The sequence below is a fragment of the Citrobacter sp. Cpo045 genome (assembly GCF_030332875.1).
GTDB classification, from domain to species: domain Bacteria; phylum Pseudomonadota; class Gammaproteobacteria; order Enterobacterales; family Enterobacteriaceae; genus Citrobacter; species Citrobacter portucalensis.
The window spans coordinates 245,010-258,632 of record NZ_JAOWGZ010000086.1 but is presented as its reverse complement, the minus strand read 5'-3'; the positions used below and the strand labels follow the sequence as shown (position 1 = coordinate 258,632).

The 13,623-nt window shown below is 50.2% G+C and carries 16 protein-coding genes and 1 riboswitch; of the genes, 8 read left to right on the top strand and 8 right to left on the bottom strand.

The window, feature by feature from the left end:
• Window positions 1-24 precede the first annotated feature (24 nt).
• From yqiA to nudF, 4 genes are read right to left on the bottom strand one after another with little or no spacing between them, the layout of a single operon-like run.
• Window positions 25-606 carry an esterase YqiA gene (yqiA, locus tag OGY13_RS07815; RefSeq protein ID WP_003024575.1) on the bottom strand — a complete coding sequence of 194 codons (582 nt, stop codon included), beginning with the start codon at window positions 604-606 and terminating at the stop codon, window positions 25-27.
• The gene (gene cpdA, locus OGY13_RS07810) at window positions 606-1,433 is read right to left on the bottom strand and encodes a 3',5'-cyclic-AMP phosphodiesterase (RefSeq protein ID WP_008785825.1); all 828 of its coding nucleotides are present in this window, start codon (window positions 1,431-1,433) and stop codon (window positions 606-608) included. Before cpdA ends, yqiA begins: the two co-directional genes overlap by 1 nt.
• 24 nt (window positions 1,434-1,457) lie before the next feature.
• The gene (locus OGY13_RS07805) at window positions 1,458-1,880 is read right to left on the bottom strand and encodes a DUF1249 family protein (protein WP_003024582.1); all 423 of its coding nucleotides are present in this window, start codon (window positions 1,878-1,880) and stop codon (window positions 1,458-1,460) included.
• A complete protein-coding gene (gene nudF / locus OGY13_RS07800; protein ID WP_048215533.1) occupies window positions 1,877-2,509 on the bottom strand; it encodes an ADP-ribose diphosphatase in 633 nt (210 codons plus the stop codon). Before nudF ends, OGY13_RS07805 begins: the two co-directional genes overlap by 4 nt.
• Window positions 2,510-2,708: 199 nt before the next feature.
• Here nudF and tolC point away from each other — a divergent pair, with 199 nt between their 5' ends.
• The 3 genes from tolC to OGY13_RS07785 all read left to right on the top strand — a co-directional run bounded on the left by tolC (window position 2,709) and on the right by OGY13_RS07785 (window position 6,178).
• Window positions 2,709-4,187: an outer membrane channel protein TolC gene (tolC, locus tag OGY13_RS07795; RefSeq protein WP_100247260.1), complete on the top strand. Its 1,479-nt coding sequence runs from the start codon at window positions 2,709-2,711 to the stop codon at window positions 4,185-4,187.
• A 147-nt stretch (window positions 4,188-4,334) separates the two neighbouring features.
• Window positions 4,335-5,012, top strand: coding sequence for a DUF1190 family protein (locus tag OGY13_RS07790; protein ID WP_213752714.1), 678 nt, complete (start codon window positions 4,335-4,337; stop codon window positions 5,010-5,012).
• Between the two features lie 5 nt (window positions 5,013-5,017).
• A complete protein-coding gene (locus OGY13_RS07785) occupies window positions 5,018-6,178 on the top strand; it encodes a glutathionylspermidine synthase family protein (RefSeq protein ID WP_008785828.1) in 1,161 nt (386 codons plus the stop codon).
• Between the two features lie 85 nt (window positions 6,179-6,263).
• Here the strand turns inward: OGY13_RS07785 and ygiD are convergent, their stop codons facing one another.
• Entirely contained in the window at window positions 6,264-7,052 is a 789-nt protein-coding gene (ygiD, locus tag OGY13_RS07780; protein ID WP_213752715.1) for a 4,5-DOPA-extradiol-dioxygenase, read from the bottom strand.
• A gap of 147 nt (window positions 7,053-7,199) precedes the next feature.
• Here ygiD and zupT point away from each other — a divergent pair, with 147 nt between their 5' ends.
• Window positions 7,200-7,973 (top strand): zinc transporter ZupT, encoded by a 774-nt coding sequence (gene zupT / locus OGY13_RS07775; RefSeq protein WP_003024600.1) that lies wholly within the window; start codon window positions 7,200-7,202, stop codon window positions 7,971-7,973.
• A gap of 65 nt (window positions 7,974-8,038) precedes the next feature.
• On the opposite strand, the gene OGY13_RS07770 is transcribed toward zupT, so the two are convergent.
• On the bottom strand, window positions 8,039-8,215 hold the full coding sequence (locus OGY13_RS07770) for a hypothetical protein (protein WP_071446370.1): 177 nt from the start codon (window positions 8,213-8,215) through the stop codon (window positions 8,039-8,041).
• A 396-nt stretch (window positions 8,216-8,611) separates the two neighbouring features.
• On the opposite strand from OGY13_RS07770, the gene assT reads away from it, so the two are divergent.
• The 3 genes from assT to dsbI are packed head-to-tail and all read left to right on the top strand — an operon-like array spanning window position 8,612 to window position 11,792.
• Entirely contained in the window at window positions 8,612-10,408 is a 1,797-nt protein-coding gene (assT, locus tag OGY13_RS07765; RefSeq protein ID WP_213752716.1) for an arylsulfate sulfotransferase AssT, read from the top strand.
• Between the two features lie 23 nt (window positions 10,409-10,431).
• Window positions 10,432-11,100: a thiol:disulfide interchange protein DsbA/DsbL gene (locus OGY13_RS07760; RefSeq protein WP_008785833.1), complete on the top strand. Its 669-nt coding sequence runs from the start codon at window positions 10,432-10,434 to the stop codon at window positions 11,098-11,100.
• Window positions 11,101-11,114: 14 nt separating this feature from the next.
• Complete coding sequence (gene dsbI, locus OGY13_RS07755; RefSeq protein ID WP_048236780.1) at window positions 11,115-11,792, top strand: protein-disulfide oxidoreductase DsbI; 678 nt, start codon at window positions 11,115-11,117, stop codon at window positions 11,790-11,792.
• Window positions 11,793-11,876: 84 nt separating this feature from the next.
• Here dsbI and ribB read toward each other — a convergent pair whose 3' ends face one another.
• Complete coding sequence (gene ribB / locus OGY13_RS07750) at window positions 11,877-12,530, bottom strand: 3,4-dihydroxy-2-butanone-4-phosphate synthase (protein ID WP_003828424.1); 654 nt, start codon at window positions 12,528-12,530, stop codon at window positions 11,877-11,879.
• A gap of 106 nt (window positions 12,531-12,636) precedes the next feature.
• Window positions 12,637-12,786: riboswitch (FMN riboswitch) on the bottom strand.
• A 132-nt stretch (window positions 12,787-12,918) separates the two neighbouring features.
• Here ribB and ubiK point away from each other — a divergent pair.
• Window positions 12,919-13,215, top strand: coding sequence for a ubiquinone biosynthesis accessory factor UbiK (gene ubiK / locus OGY13_RS07745; RefSeq protein ID WP_020996337.1), 297 nt, complete (start codon window positions 12,919-12,921; stop codon window positions 13,213-13,215).
• A 33-nt stretch (window positions 13,216-13,248) separates the two neighbouring features.
• On the opposite strand, the gene glgS is transcribed toward ubiK, so the two are convergent.
• On the bottom strand, window positions 13,249-13,455 hold the full coding sequence (glgS, locus tag OGY13_RS07740; RefSeq protein WP_008785836.1) for a cell surface composition regulator GlgS: 207 nt from the start codon (window positions 13,453-13,455) through the stop codon (window positions 13,249-13,251).
• Window positions 13,456-13,623: the final 168 nt, after the last annotated feature.

Below are 13,623 nucleotides of genomic sequence, written 5' to 3'. Positions count from 1 at the left end.
TAAATAAGCAATTCGAATTGATCGTCAGAAACTGTGCAGTCCAAGGAAATCGACAATCGGGTTGAAATAATCTTCGAAGCCCGTGAATGCGTGGTTTCCGCCCTCAATAACTGTCTGACGGCAGGAGGCGTAATACGCCACCGCCTGGCGGTAGTCCAACACTTCATCGCCCGTTTGTTGGAGCAGCCAGATCAAATCCGGCGCTTCCAGCGGGTCAATCTGCATGACTTTAAGATCGTAAATATGGCGTGACTCTAGCACATATTGCTGCCCCGTGTAGGGGTTCTCGTTTTGACCGAGATAGTCGACCAGCAGTTCATAAGGCCGTACGGCAGGGTTCACCACCACTGCCGGCAGCATAAAACATTGCGACAGCCAGGTGGCGTAATAGCCGCCTAAAGAGGAACCGACAATCCCCAGCGACTCTCCGCCGTGTTCAAGAATGATCGATTCCAGCATCTCTGCGGCTTGCGCAGGATACGGAGGTAGCTGCGGCACGATCATCTCAACGTGCGGGTGGTGCTCCGCCAGCCAGTTTTTCAGTAAACACGCCTTCGCCGAACGAGGAGAGCTATTAAATCCGTGAAGATAGAGAAGCGTAGACATCAGTAGCCTTCTGAAGCGGTATCAGGGTGGAACCGATTACCCTGCAGACGACGTACCTGAGTCTGCAACGTCCCGTCGGCAAAAAGCTCCAGCGTCCGCCAGCCTGGGCTGATGGTATCCAATGTGAAGTTGGAACAGTGCGGTTTAAACTGCACGCAGGTCGACGGCGTCGCCAGCAGACGGCGACCGTTCCAGTCCAGATCCAGTTCCTGATGAATATGCCCGCACAATAGATACCTGGCGCGAGGATAATTCACCAGCACGTTATCCAGCTCAGCGGCATTACGCAGACTGTGCTGATCGAGCCAGCTGCAGCCCGCAGGCAGAGGATGATGATGCAGAAGCAGCAAGGTATTACGCTCTGGCGCATCAGCAAGTTTACGCTCCAGCCATTCGAGCTGGAATTCACTTAACTCACCGTGGGGAACGCCGAACACCTGGCTGTCCAGCAACAATATTTGCCACTGTTCGCCAATGAAAACGCGTTTGGCCGGGGAAATGCCCGCATCCTGCAGCGCGCTGTACATTGCCGGCTGAAAATCGTGATTACCCGGTAGCCAAACGCAGGGCGCACGAAAACTTGCGATGCCCTCAGCAAAATGCTGATAAGCCGCAGCGGATTGATCCTGCGCCAAATCACCCGTCGCGACGATCAGATCGTACTCAGGCGACTCTGCATGTATTGCATCCAGTACGGATTGATAGCTGTCCCAGGTGTTCACACCCAGCAGCGTTTCATGCTTTTCGGCAAACAGGTGAGTATCTGTAATTTGTAAGATCCTGACTCTGGCCTCACCAGCCAAAGGAAGGGTTAACAGGCTTTCCAAATGGTGTCCTTAGGTTTCACGACGCTAATAAACCGGAATCGCCATCGCTCCATGTGCTAAACAGTACCGTAACCAGTCGGCCAAAAACTGATTAATTTGATGCTTTTCGTCGCGTTGATGCAACTTTTTATTTGGATAATCATACCGCGCTTTGAAGCGAAAGATCTGCTGACTTGAACACACTTCAGCCACCCTTGCGTCATGATACAGGCGCACGGTCAATGAAGGCAGGCTCCAGTATGTGACGGCCGGTGCCGTTTGTTCGATCGCAACAAGCGTAGTGTATCGGGTCGATTCCACGATCGTTAACCGATATTGTGCGTTTGCTACCTGATAGCTCACTGTTTCACCGGCTGCATCATTACGTGGCAGCAGGCGGCGCAATTGCGAATAGTTGGTTTCGCACAGACGCATCATTTCAGGGAAGTCAGGTGTGTAACGCTTCATTTTTTCCACTCAGTTTTTAACTCTTGATAGTGCAGCTGTAACCATTGCAAGGCGATGACAGACGCTGCGTTGTCGATTTTCCCCTCTTCTACCCATTGGTAAGCCTGTTCCCGGCTTACCACATGAACACGAATATCTTCGTTTTCATCAGCCAGACCATGGATCCCGCTCGCGGTCGTGGCGTCCACTTCGCCGACTAAAATAGACAGGCGCTCACTGGTGCCACCCGGGCTTGCCAGATAGCTCAGAACGGGCTTCGTCCGTTTAACTTCCAGCCCGGCCTCTTCCATTGCTTCACGACGGGCTACATCTTCAACGGTTTCGCCCTCTTCGATCATCCCGGCCACCATTTCCAGTAACCACGGGCTTTCGCTGGTATCAAATGCCGCGATACGGATCTGCTCGACCAGCACAACTTCATCTCGCTCAGGGTCAAAGGGTAGCAAGACTGCCGCGTGTCCGCGCTCAAAAATTTCGCGCGTTACCTCGCCGCTCATCCCTCCGTTAAACAGGCGATGGCGAAACCGATAAAGATCCAGTGAAAAAAAACCGCGGTATAGCTTTTCTCGTGCAATAATTTCTACATCATTTTTAGTGAAAGTCATTGGCAAGTTGTCTGGTTTACTCATTGTGCTGTCCTGAAACCAATAGTGATTAAAATGTGAATTTCAAGGTCGTTTGACTGATGTTTGAACGCCCTTGTGTTAAATTGATGCAAATTAACGCCGTATGGCACGTAACGCCAACTTTTTGAAGTGGCGGATTCTGCTAGAATCAGCAAATATTTTTACAATTTGATCAGCGCTAAATACTGCTTCACAACAAGGAATGCAAATGAAGAAATTGCTCCCCATCCTTATCGGCCTGAGCCTGTCGGGGTTCAGTACTTTGAGCCAGGCAGAAAACCTGATGCAGGTTTATCAGCAAGCACGCCTGAGCAACCCGGAATTGCGTAAATCCGCCGCCGATCGCGATGCTGCATTCGAAAAAATTAACGAAGCGCGTAGCCCATTACTGCCGCAACTGGGTTTAGGTGCCGATTACACCTACAGCAATGGCTACCGTGATGCAAATGGCGTCAACTCCAACGCCACCAGCGCATCTTTGCAGTTAACTCAGTCTATTTTTGACATGTCTAAATGGCGTGCCCTGACGCTGCAAGAAAAATCAGCAGGCATTCAGGACGTGACCTATCAGACCGATCAGCAAACGCTGATCCTGAATACCGCCACGGCCTATTTTAACGTACTGAACGCAATTGACGTGCTTTCTTATACCCAGGCACAGAAAGATGCGGTCTATCGTCAGTTAGATCAGACCACTCAGCGTTTTAACGTTGGCCTGGTTGCCATCACTGACGTACAAAACGCCCGTTCACAATACGATACTGTACTGGCGAATGAAGTTACCGCGCGTAACAATCTGGATAACGCGGTAGAACAGCTGCGCCAGGTAACCGGTAACTACTACCCGGAACTGGCTTCACTGAACGTTGATGGTTTTAAAACCAACAAACCGCAGGCGGTGAACGCGCTGCTGAAAGAAGCAGAAAACCGCAACCTGTCGTTATTGCAGGCCCGTTTGAGCCAGGATCTGGCACGTGAGCAGATTCGTCTGGCGCAGGATGGTCATTTACCGACCCTGGATTTGACCGCCTCTACCGGGGTATCTGACACCTCGTACAGCGGGTCTAAAACCAACACCTCCCAGTATGACGACAGCAACATGGGCCAGAATAAAATCGGTCTGAGCTTCTCACTGCCGCTGTACCAGGGCGGAATGGTTAACTCGCAGGTGAAACAAGCGCAGTACAACTTTGTTGGCGCGAGTGAACAACTGGAAAGCGCACACCGCAGCGTGGTGCAGACCGTTCGTTCTTCGTTCAACAACATTAATGCGTCTATCAGTAGCATTAACGCGTACAAACAAGCGGTTGTCTCTGCACAAAGTTCTTTGGATGCGATGGAAGCTGGCTATTCCGTAGGTACACGTACCATTGTGGATGTGTTGGATGCCACCACCACGCTGTACAACGCCAAGCAGCAACTGGCGAATGCGCGTTATACCTATCTCATCAACCAGTTAAACGTCAAATCTGCGCTCGGTACGCTGAACGAGCAGGATCTGGTGGCACTGAACAATACGCTGGGTAAACCAGTATCCACGACTCCGGATACGATCGCGCCGGAAAACGCGCAGCAAGATGCCGCGGCGGACGGTTATACGTCCAACAGCGCGACGCCTGCGGCACAGCCGACAGCAGCACGTTCAACCAGCAGCACCGGCAACAACCCGTTCCGTAACTGATGCTGATGACGGGGCTTCGGCCCCGTCTGAACGTAAGACAACGTAAAGATCCGCCCCTTCTTCCGCATTCTCGCCTCTTACCGCTTCAATTTCGACCAGTCATCCTCTATTCTGAGCAGAGTTACCACTGGGTCCTGGAAGACATAAATGAAACGGACAAAATCTATACATCACGCCTCGTTCCGCAAAAGCTGGAGCGCGCGCCATCTGACTCCTGTCGCCCTGGCAGTTACCGCTGTGTTTATGCTCGCGGGCTGTGAAAAGAGCGACGAAACGGTTTCGCTTTATCAGAACGCTGACGACTGCTCTGCGGCGAATCCGGGTAAAAGCGCCGAATGTACTACCGCGTTTAACAATGCGCTGAAAGAAGCTGAACGTACCGCGCCAAAATACGCCACTCGTGAAGACTGTATCGCTGAATTCGGCGAAGGCCAGTGCCAGCAGGCTCCTGCGCAAGCGGGTATGGCACCGACCGGTGAAGGCCAGACTCAAGCGCAGAATCAAAGCAGCGGCAGCTTCTGGATGCCGCTGATGGCGGGCTACATGATGGGCCGACTGATGGGCGGCGGAATGGGCGCTCAGCAACCGCTGTTCAGCTCGAAAAACCCAGCCAGCCCGGCTTACGGCAAATACACGGATGCCAGCGGTAAAAACTACGGCGCAGCAACGCCGGGTCGCACCATGACCGTACCGAAAACCGCTATGGCACCGAAACCAGCTACCACCTCTACCGTAACCCGCGGCGGATTTGGTGAGTCTGTGGCCAAACAGAGCACCATGCAGCGTAGCGCAAGCGGTACCACCACACGTTCAATGGGTGGCTGATCGTCATGGAAAGAGTCAGTATTGTTGAGCGCCCGGACTGGCGCGACAAAGCCACCGAATACGGTTTCAATTTTCACACTATGTACGGCGAGCCGTACTGGTGTGAAGACGCGTACTATAAGCTCACTCTTGCTCAGGTTGAAAAGCTGGAAGAGGTCACCGCAGAGCTGCATCAAATGTGCCTCAAGGTGGTGGAAAAGGTCATCGCCAGCGATGAGTTGATGACCAAGTTTCGCATTCCGAAGCATACCTGGGGCTTTGTCCGCCAGTCTTGGCAGACACAGCAACCGTCGCTCTATTCACGTCTCGATCTGGCGTGGGACGGCACGGGTGAACCCAAGCTTTTAGAAAACAACGCCGATACGCCAACCTCGCTGTACGAAGCCGCGTTTTTCCAGTGGATCTGGCTGGAAGATCAGCTCAATGCGGGCAACCTGCCGGAAGGCAGCGATCAGTTCAACAGTCTGCAGGAAAAACTGATCGAGCGTTTCACCGAGCTGCGTGAGCAGTATGGTTTTCAACTGCTTCATCTGACCTGCTGTCGTGATACGGTAGAAGATCGCGGTACGATCCAGTATCTGCAGGATTGCGCTGCCGAAGCTGAGATCGCTACAGAATTCCTCTATGTAGAAGATATTGGTCTTGGTGAAAAAGGTCAGTTCACCGACATGCAGGATCAGGTAATCGCTAACCTGTTCAAGCTCTATCCGTGGGAATTCATGCTGCGTGAAATGTTCTCCACCAAGCTGGAAGATGCTGGCGTTCGCTGGCTGGAACCGGCCTGGAAGAGCATTATCTCCAACAAAGCACTGTTGCCGCTGTTATGGGAAATGTTCCCGGACCATCCGAACCTGCTGCCAGCGTACTTCGCCGAAGACGACCATCCGCAGATGGATAAATTCGTCGTAAAACCGATCTTCTCGCGCGAGGGGGCTAATGTCTCCATCGTTGAGAACGGTAAAACGATCGAATCCGTGGAAGGACCGTACGGTGAAGAAGGCATGATCGTGCAGCAGTTCCATCAGCTACCGAAGTTTGGCGACAGCTATATGCTGATTGGCAGCTGGCTGATCAACGATCAACCAGCCGGGATCGGCATTCGTGAAGACCGTGCGTTGATCACGCAGGATCTGTCACGTTTCTATCCGCATATTTTTGTCGAATAATTGAGAGTGCCGGGTGGTGGCTTCGCCTTACCCGGCCTACGGCGCGAACTTAATGCCCGATAAGCACAGTGCCATCGGGCATTCATCATCCAACCTGCACCGACAACATACTTAAACTTCCCATCTCAATACCATCTACCGGGATAGTGACAGACTCTTTACCATCCCAAGCCCCGAGTACATACAGCAGCGGCAGATAGTGATCCGGCGTCGGGTTCGACAACGATCCACCTTCATGATCGAGATAGTTCACCAATGGGTGCTGCTCAACCGGTCCCTGCCATGTCAGGTTTGCCTTAACATAGTCATTGAATGAAGTCGCCCACGGATAAGGCGTGTTCTCACCGTGCCAACGCGCAGTGCGCAGGTTATGCACCACGTTACCACTGGCCACCAGCATAATGCCTTCATCACGCAGCGCCGCCAGCTTACGGCCCATCTCAAAATGCCATGACGCGGGTTTGGTGCTGTCGATACTCAACTGCACCATCGGAATGTCCGCATTCGGATACATCTTGATCAGAACGCCCCAGGAACCGTGGTCAAAACCCCAGGCTTCTTTGTCCAGGGTCACAGACACTGGAGCAAGCAAGTCAACCAGATGCTGCGCCAGTTCAGGCGAGCCGGGAGCCGGGTAATGGGTGTCATATAATGCTTGCGGAAAACCGCCAAAATCGTGGATCGTTTTGGGGGCTTCCATAGCAGTCACACCCGTTCCACGGGTGAACCAGTGCGCCGAGACCACCACAATGGCTTTCGGACGCGGCAACGTTTCCCCCAGTTGCTGCCAGGCACGGGTATAAACGTTATCTTCCAGAACATTCATCGGGCTACCGTGACCCAAAAACAATGCTGGCATACGAGTTGAAGACATGATGATATCCTTACTGAGGGAGTCATTTTGATACCACCACAATACGCTTATTCGGTTGATGAAGAACTCAGATAACCATGATGAAGATCATCAGTTATTTTGACGATCCAACCCGGATAGCAGATTGATAAGGAGTTTTATTTGTCGATGTCAGTACCTTTACTTCTGACTTTACTGGCAGGTGCCGCCACGTTTATCGGCGCATTTCTCGGCGTGTTAGGGCAAAAACCGTCTAACCGCGTTCTCGCCTTTTCCTTAGGCTTCGCCGCCGGGATTATGCTACTGATCTCCCTTATGGAGATGCTACCTGCTGCGCTGGCCGCTGAAGGTATGTCGCCAGTGCTGGGCTACGGAATGTTTATCGTCGGCTTACTGGGCTACTTTGGCCTGGATCGTCTATTGCCGCACGCGCACCCTCAGGATCTGGTACAAAAAACAACGCAGCCTCTACCCGGCTCTATTAAACGCACCGCGATTTTATTAACGCTCGGCATCAGCCTGCACAACTTTCCTGAAGGGATTGCGACGTTTGTTACCGCCAGTAGCAACCTTGAGCTGGGCTTTGGTATTGCCCTCGCCGTTGCATTGCACAATATTCCTGAAGGATTAGCGGTGGCGGGTCCCGTCTATGCCGCCACAGGCTCCAAACGTACGGCGATATTCTGGGCAGGGATTTCAGGTATGGCAGAAATACTGGGCGGCGTACTGGCGTGGTTAATTCTCGGTAGCCTGATATCACCGGTGGTGATGGCGGCAATAATGGCGGCAGTCGCAGGTATTATGGTGGCGCTGTCCGTCGATGAATTGATGCCGTTGGCAAAAGAGATCGATCCCAATAATAATCCCAGCTATGGGGTGTTATGTGGAATGTCGGTGATGGGATTAAGCCTCGTCATCCTCCAGTCAATGGGAATCGGATAATCCAGAGGGCGGATGCCACCCTGCAAATTTACAGCATCCGCTCATCCATAGCAGAATATGAAGGACTAATCCTGTTCCTTAACCGCGCTGTTATCTTCACCAGAGCGACGAAAGAGTTTGTTTCGCGCTTCAAGTAAGGCATCTCTGTCCTGGCGGAATGCCCGACAATAACGTTTCATATGGCAATAATAACCCACCGCAACGAGTGCAATTAATACAATCCAATACCAGGCAATAAACATTCTTCTACCCTTAAAATTTAACATCATTAAACATTTAACGTTAAAATTTTACACAACCTTATTCTGACATACTCATATAGTGGCATATTTCAGAAACAAATATATGATTTCGATCATATAAATCAGCGGCTAAGCTATTAGCCAAACTCGTTATAAACAATTAAAACAATGTCGACAAGATCACACTACGCAATAATAAATATTGTTCTTAAAATATCTCACTCATACTATCAAAAAAATAATAAAAATTAGATCCTGAAGAATAATACATTTCATCAATATTAATTAATGCATTACAAAAGTAGTATTAGCAATACCATTTTATTTTATCAAAACCGTAAAAACATAATATATTCAGCAAGATTATATTTATAGGTAATATAAGGAGATATATCCATGTTTACACAATACCGAAAAACACTTCTGGCAGGGACTCTGGCACTGACATTTGGATTAGCAGCAGGAAACTCTCTTGCCGCTGGTTTTCAACCGGCCCAACCTGCAGGAAAATTGGGCGCAATAGTAGTTGACCCTTATGGAAATGCCCCACTTACTGCGCTGGTTGAATTAGATAGCCACGTTATTTCAGATGTTAAAGTTACCGTCCATGGTAAAGGTGAAAAAGGCGTTCCGGTGACTTATACCGTCGGCAAAGAGTCACTCGCCACGTACGATGGCATTCCTATTTTTGGCCTTTATCAAAAGTTCGCAAATAAGGTAACCGTTGAATATAAAGAAAACGGTAAGGCCATGAAAGATGATTATGTGGTGCAAACTTCCGCCATCGTAAATCACTACATGGATAACCGCTCTATATCTGATTTACAGCAAACAAAAGTGATTAAAGTAGCACCGGGTTTTGAAGATCGTCTTTATCTGGTGAATACCCACACCTTTACCCCGCAGGGTGCAGAATTCCACTGGCATGGTGAAAAAGATAAAAATGCCGGCATCCTGGATGCGGGTCCTGCTGGCGGAGCACTCCCCTTTGATATCGCACCCTTTACCTTTGTCGTCGATACGGAAGGTGAATATCGGTGGTGGCTGGATCAGGACACCTTCTATGACGGCCATGACATGGATATCAACAAGCGCGGCTACCTGATGGGTATTCGTGAAACACCGCGAGGCACCTTCACCGCCGTCCAGGGCCAGCACTGGTATGAATTCGATATGCTGGGGCAAATTCTGGCCGACCATAAGCTGCCTCGCGGATTCCTCGACGCGTCGCATGAGTCGGTCGAAACAGTGAACGGCACCGTACTGCTTCGCGTGGGTAAACGCGATTATCGCAAAGAAGATGGCCTTCACGTACATACCATCCGCGACCAGATTATTGAAGTCGATAAATCTGGACGTGTTGTTGACGTATGGGATCTGACACAAATTCTCGACCCGATGCGTGACGCGCTGCTGGGTGCGCTGGACGCAGGCGCGGTATGCGTCAACGTGGATCTCGCTCACGCAGGCCAACAGGCGAAACTGGAGCCAGATACCCCCTATGGTGACGCCCTCGGCGTTGGTGCGGGCCGTAACTGGGCTCACGTCAACTCCATTGCCTATGACGCTAAAGATGACTCCATCATTCTTTCTTCCCGCCATCAGGGTGTCGTCAAAATCGGTCGTGATAAACAGGTTAAATGGATCCTGGCACCGTCTAAAGGCTGGAATAAGGCGCTGGCAAGCAAACTGTTAAAACCGGTTGATGATAAGGGCAACGCGCTGAAGTGTGATGAAAACGGTAAGTGCGAGAATACTGATTTCGATTTTACCTACACCCAACACACCGCCTGGCTCTCCAGCAAAGGAACGCTAACCATCTTTGACAATGGCGATGGCCGTGGACTCGAACAACCGGCTCTACCAACAATGAAATACTCCCGATTCGTCGAATATAAAATTGACGAGAAAAAAGGAACCGTTCAGCAAGTTTGGGAATACGGGAAAGAGCGCGGTTATGATTTCTACAGTCCTATCACGTCGGTAATTGAATATCAAAAAGACCGCGACACGATGTTTGGATTTGGTGGTTCTATTAATTTATTTGACGTTGGACAGCCAACCATCGGCAAAATCAACGAAATTGACTACAAAACAAAAGAAGTCAAAGTCGAAATTGATGTCCTTTCCGATAAACCAAACCAAACGCACTACCGCGCATTACTGGTTCGCCCACAACAAATATTTAAATAATTTCGTTAGATTAAGGATTAATTATGTCATCTAAATGGATTACTTCATTATTTAAAAGCGTGGTATTAACGGCAGCGCTGGTTTCACCATTTGCAGCATCGGCTTTTACTGAAGGTACTGACTATATGGTGCTGGAGAAACCGATTCCCAATGCTGATAAAACGTTGATCAAAGTATTCAGCTACGCCTGCCCATTCTGCTACAAATATGATAAAGCCGTGACCGGCCCGGTGTCAGATAAAGTTGCCGATCTCGTCGCCTTCACACCGTTTCATCTCGAGACCAAAGGAGAATACGGCAAACAGGCCAGTGAAGTATTTGCAGTAATGATTGCTAAGGATCAGGCCGCAGGAATTTCATTGTTTGATGCCAAATCACAGTTCAAAAAAGCTAAGTTTGCTTACTACACTGCCTACCACGATAAGAAAGAACGCTGGTCTGACGGTAAAGATCCCGCTTCATTCATCAAAACAGGACTGGACGCTGCAGGTATGAGTCAAGCAGACTTCGAGAGCGCCTTAAAAGAACCCGTAGTCCAGGAGACACTGGAAAAATGGAAAGCGGCTTATGATGTTGCCAAAATCCAGGGGGTTCCGGCTTACGTCGTCAATGGTAAGTACCTGATCTACACCAAAAGCATCAAATCGATTGATTCCATGGCTGAGCTTGTCAGAGAGCTGGCGACAAAATAAACAGGGAACCGGCTATGGATTTTATCAAAGGATTGTGGCGAGACTTATGTACCGCACCGGTTAATACCCTGGTGAGATGGCAGGAGCGACGCTTTTTGTGGTTGCTAATGGCTTGTGCCATGGGTGGGTTAATTATTCTGGCGCACTCGTTCTTCCAAATCTATCTCTACATGGCCCCTTGCGAGCAATGTGTATACATCCGCTTTGCCATGTTTGTGATGGTTTTCGGTGGGCTGATCGCGGCAATAAACCCTAAAAACCTCATTCTAAAACTGGTCGGCTGCATTGCGGCATTTTATGGCAGCATTATGGGCATTAAGTTCTCCATCAAACTTAATGGCATTCATTATGCGGTACATAACCCGGACCCGGATTCGCTCTTTGGCGTACAGGGATGTTCCACCGATCCGACATTCCCTTTCAATTTGCCGCTGGCAAACTGGGCTCCAGAATGGTTTAAGCCCACTGGAGATTGCGGCTATGACGCACCTGTCGTTCCTGATGGCGTAGCGCTTAGCAGTATGCAAAAGTGGTTTGTCGATCTGTACCAGCAGTCCGAAGGCTGGTATCTGCTCCCGCCATGGCATTTTATGAATATGGCGCAGGCTTGCCTGCTCGCTTTTGGTTTATGTTTAGTGCTGTTGCTGGTAATGAGCGGAGCCTGGGCACTTAAACTGGCCAGAAAAAAATAGCCAGGTTGTAATAACAAAAAACCGAAGTCAGAAAACTGACTTCGGTTTTTTTATCCCTACCACGGTTGTCGCGGTAGTCAGCAATTAGCTGGCTTTGCGCTCATGCGCCTGACGGTAAGCCACCAGGTCTTCGATAGTCACTACAGCCATATTATGCTTACCGGCAAATTCGATGCACTCTGGCGCACGGGCCATGGTGCCGTCATCATTGGTCAGTTCGCACAGCACACCGGCTGGTTTAAACCCTGCCAGCGTCATCAGGTCGATGGTTGCTTCAGTATGACCACCGCGGGTCAACACGCCGCCTGCCTGAGCACGCAGCGGGAAAACGTGCCCCGGACGGTTAAGATCGGAAGGTTTTGCGCCATCCTTAATTGCCGCACGCACCGTTGTAACACGGTCTGCTGCGGAAACGCCGGTGGTTACGCCTTCTGCGGCTTCAATGGTCACGGTAAAACCGGTACCGTAAGCGCTGGTGTTATTTTCCACCATCATTGGCAGATCGAGCTGTTTGCGTCGGTCTTCAGTGATGCACAGGCAAACAATACCGCTACCGTGACGGATGGTCAGCGCCATCTGTTCTACGGTCATGGTTTCTGCCGGAAAAATCATATCGCCTTCGTTTTCACGGTCTTCGTCGTCAAGCACCATTACACCGCGTCCTTCACGCAGCGCAGACAGCGCATGTTCAACACGTTCGAAAGGCGTACCAAAAGAGGAAAGTAGCGTCTGATTCATGGTAAAAAAACCTCACTAAAATTATGGTTACCAGAATCAGGGCAGTCTTAGGAGTACCGTCTAAGCGGCAAAAAAATAACGTGAGCGGGTCCATGCCCGACTGGATCGTTACTCTCTCCCATCCGGACTCTAACCGTCGGCCCCGGAATTACACCGGATCTGCTGACCTTTTTGCCGTAACAAAAAGCGCTCGCGGGCTTTCAACATCAGTTGATTTACCGCCGGTGGGGAATTTCGCCCCGCCCTGAGAATAAGCGGGTTAACTATAACGCTATTGATTACCTTCATCAACGCCTTTACTCGTCTTAGCTTCACACAATTCTGGTTTATGCCTGTGCCAGTTCGCACTACAATAGGCAGCAACACGTACCAGTTCAGGGAAACCACAATGATTGACCCGAAAAAAATTGAGCAGATTGCTCGTCAGGTTCACGAGTCGATGCCGAAAGGGATCCGCGAGTTTGGCGAAGACGTCGAGAAGAAAATTCGTCAAACGCTGCAGTCACAGCTGACCCGTCTGGATCTGGTAAGCCGCGAAGAATTCGATGTACAGACTCAGGTTTTATTGCGCACGCGTGAAAAGCTGGCGCTGCTTGAGCAACGTCTGACTGAGCTTGAATCACGTGATAAAACGGCAGACGTTAAGCCTGCCCCCGCGATCCCGTCAGTTGATCCGCAAGAGTAAAAACGACAACGGGCCGCAAGGCCCGTTTTTCTGTTAGTGTTCCAGTTCTAGCTTCCTGGCTTCCGTCGCCTGCTGGCAGTACAGCGCATAGCGTTTGCAAAACCAGCTACGATGTTCTTCATCCATATTCCCGGTTATCGCCTGGATATCAATGGGATGGCCCTCAGCCTGCATCCTGGCAAAACTACGGGCCAGGAAATCGAAATTGTTCAGTGAATACATATTGCTGTTCATGAGCATACCCTCCAGTTATTGAATATCTGCTAAGGCCATATGCTTTTTCTAATTTCAGTATTTCCCTGGATACGAAGTTATTCTGTACATATTGTGCGCAAAAAAACCGCCTGCTTCACAGTTTCCTACGAAATCTAAGAGGGGGATGACCCCCCTTTTCGGATTTAAGGTCAC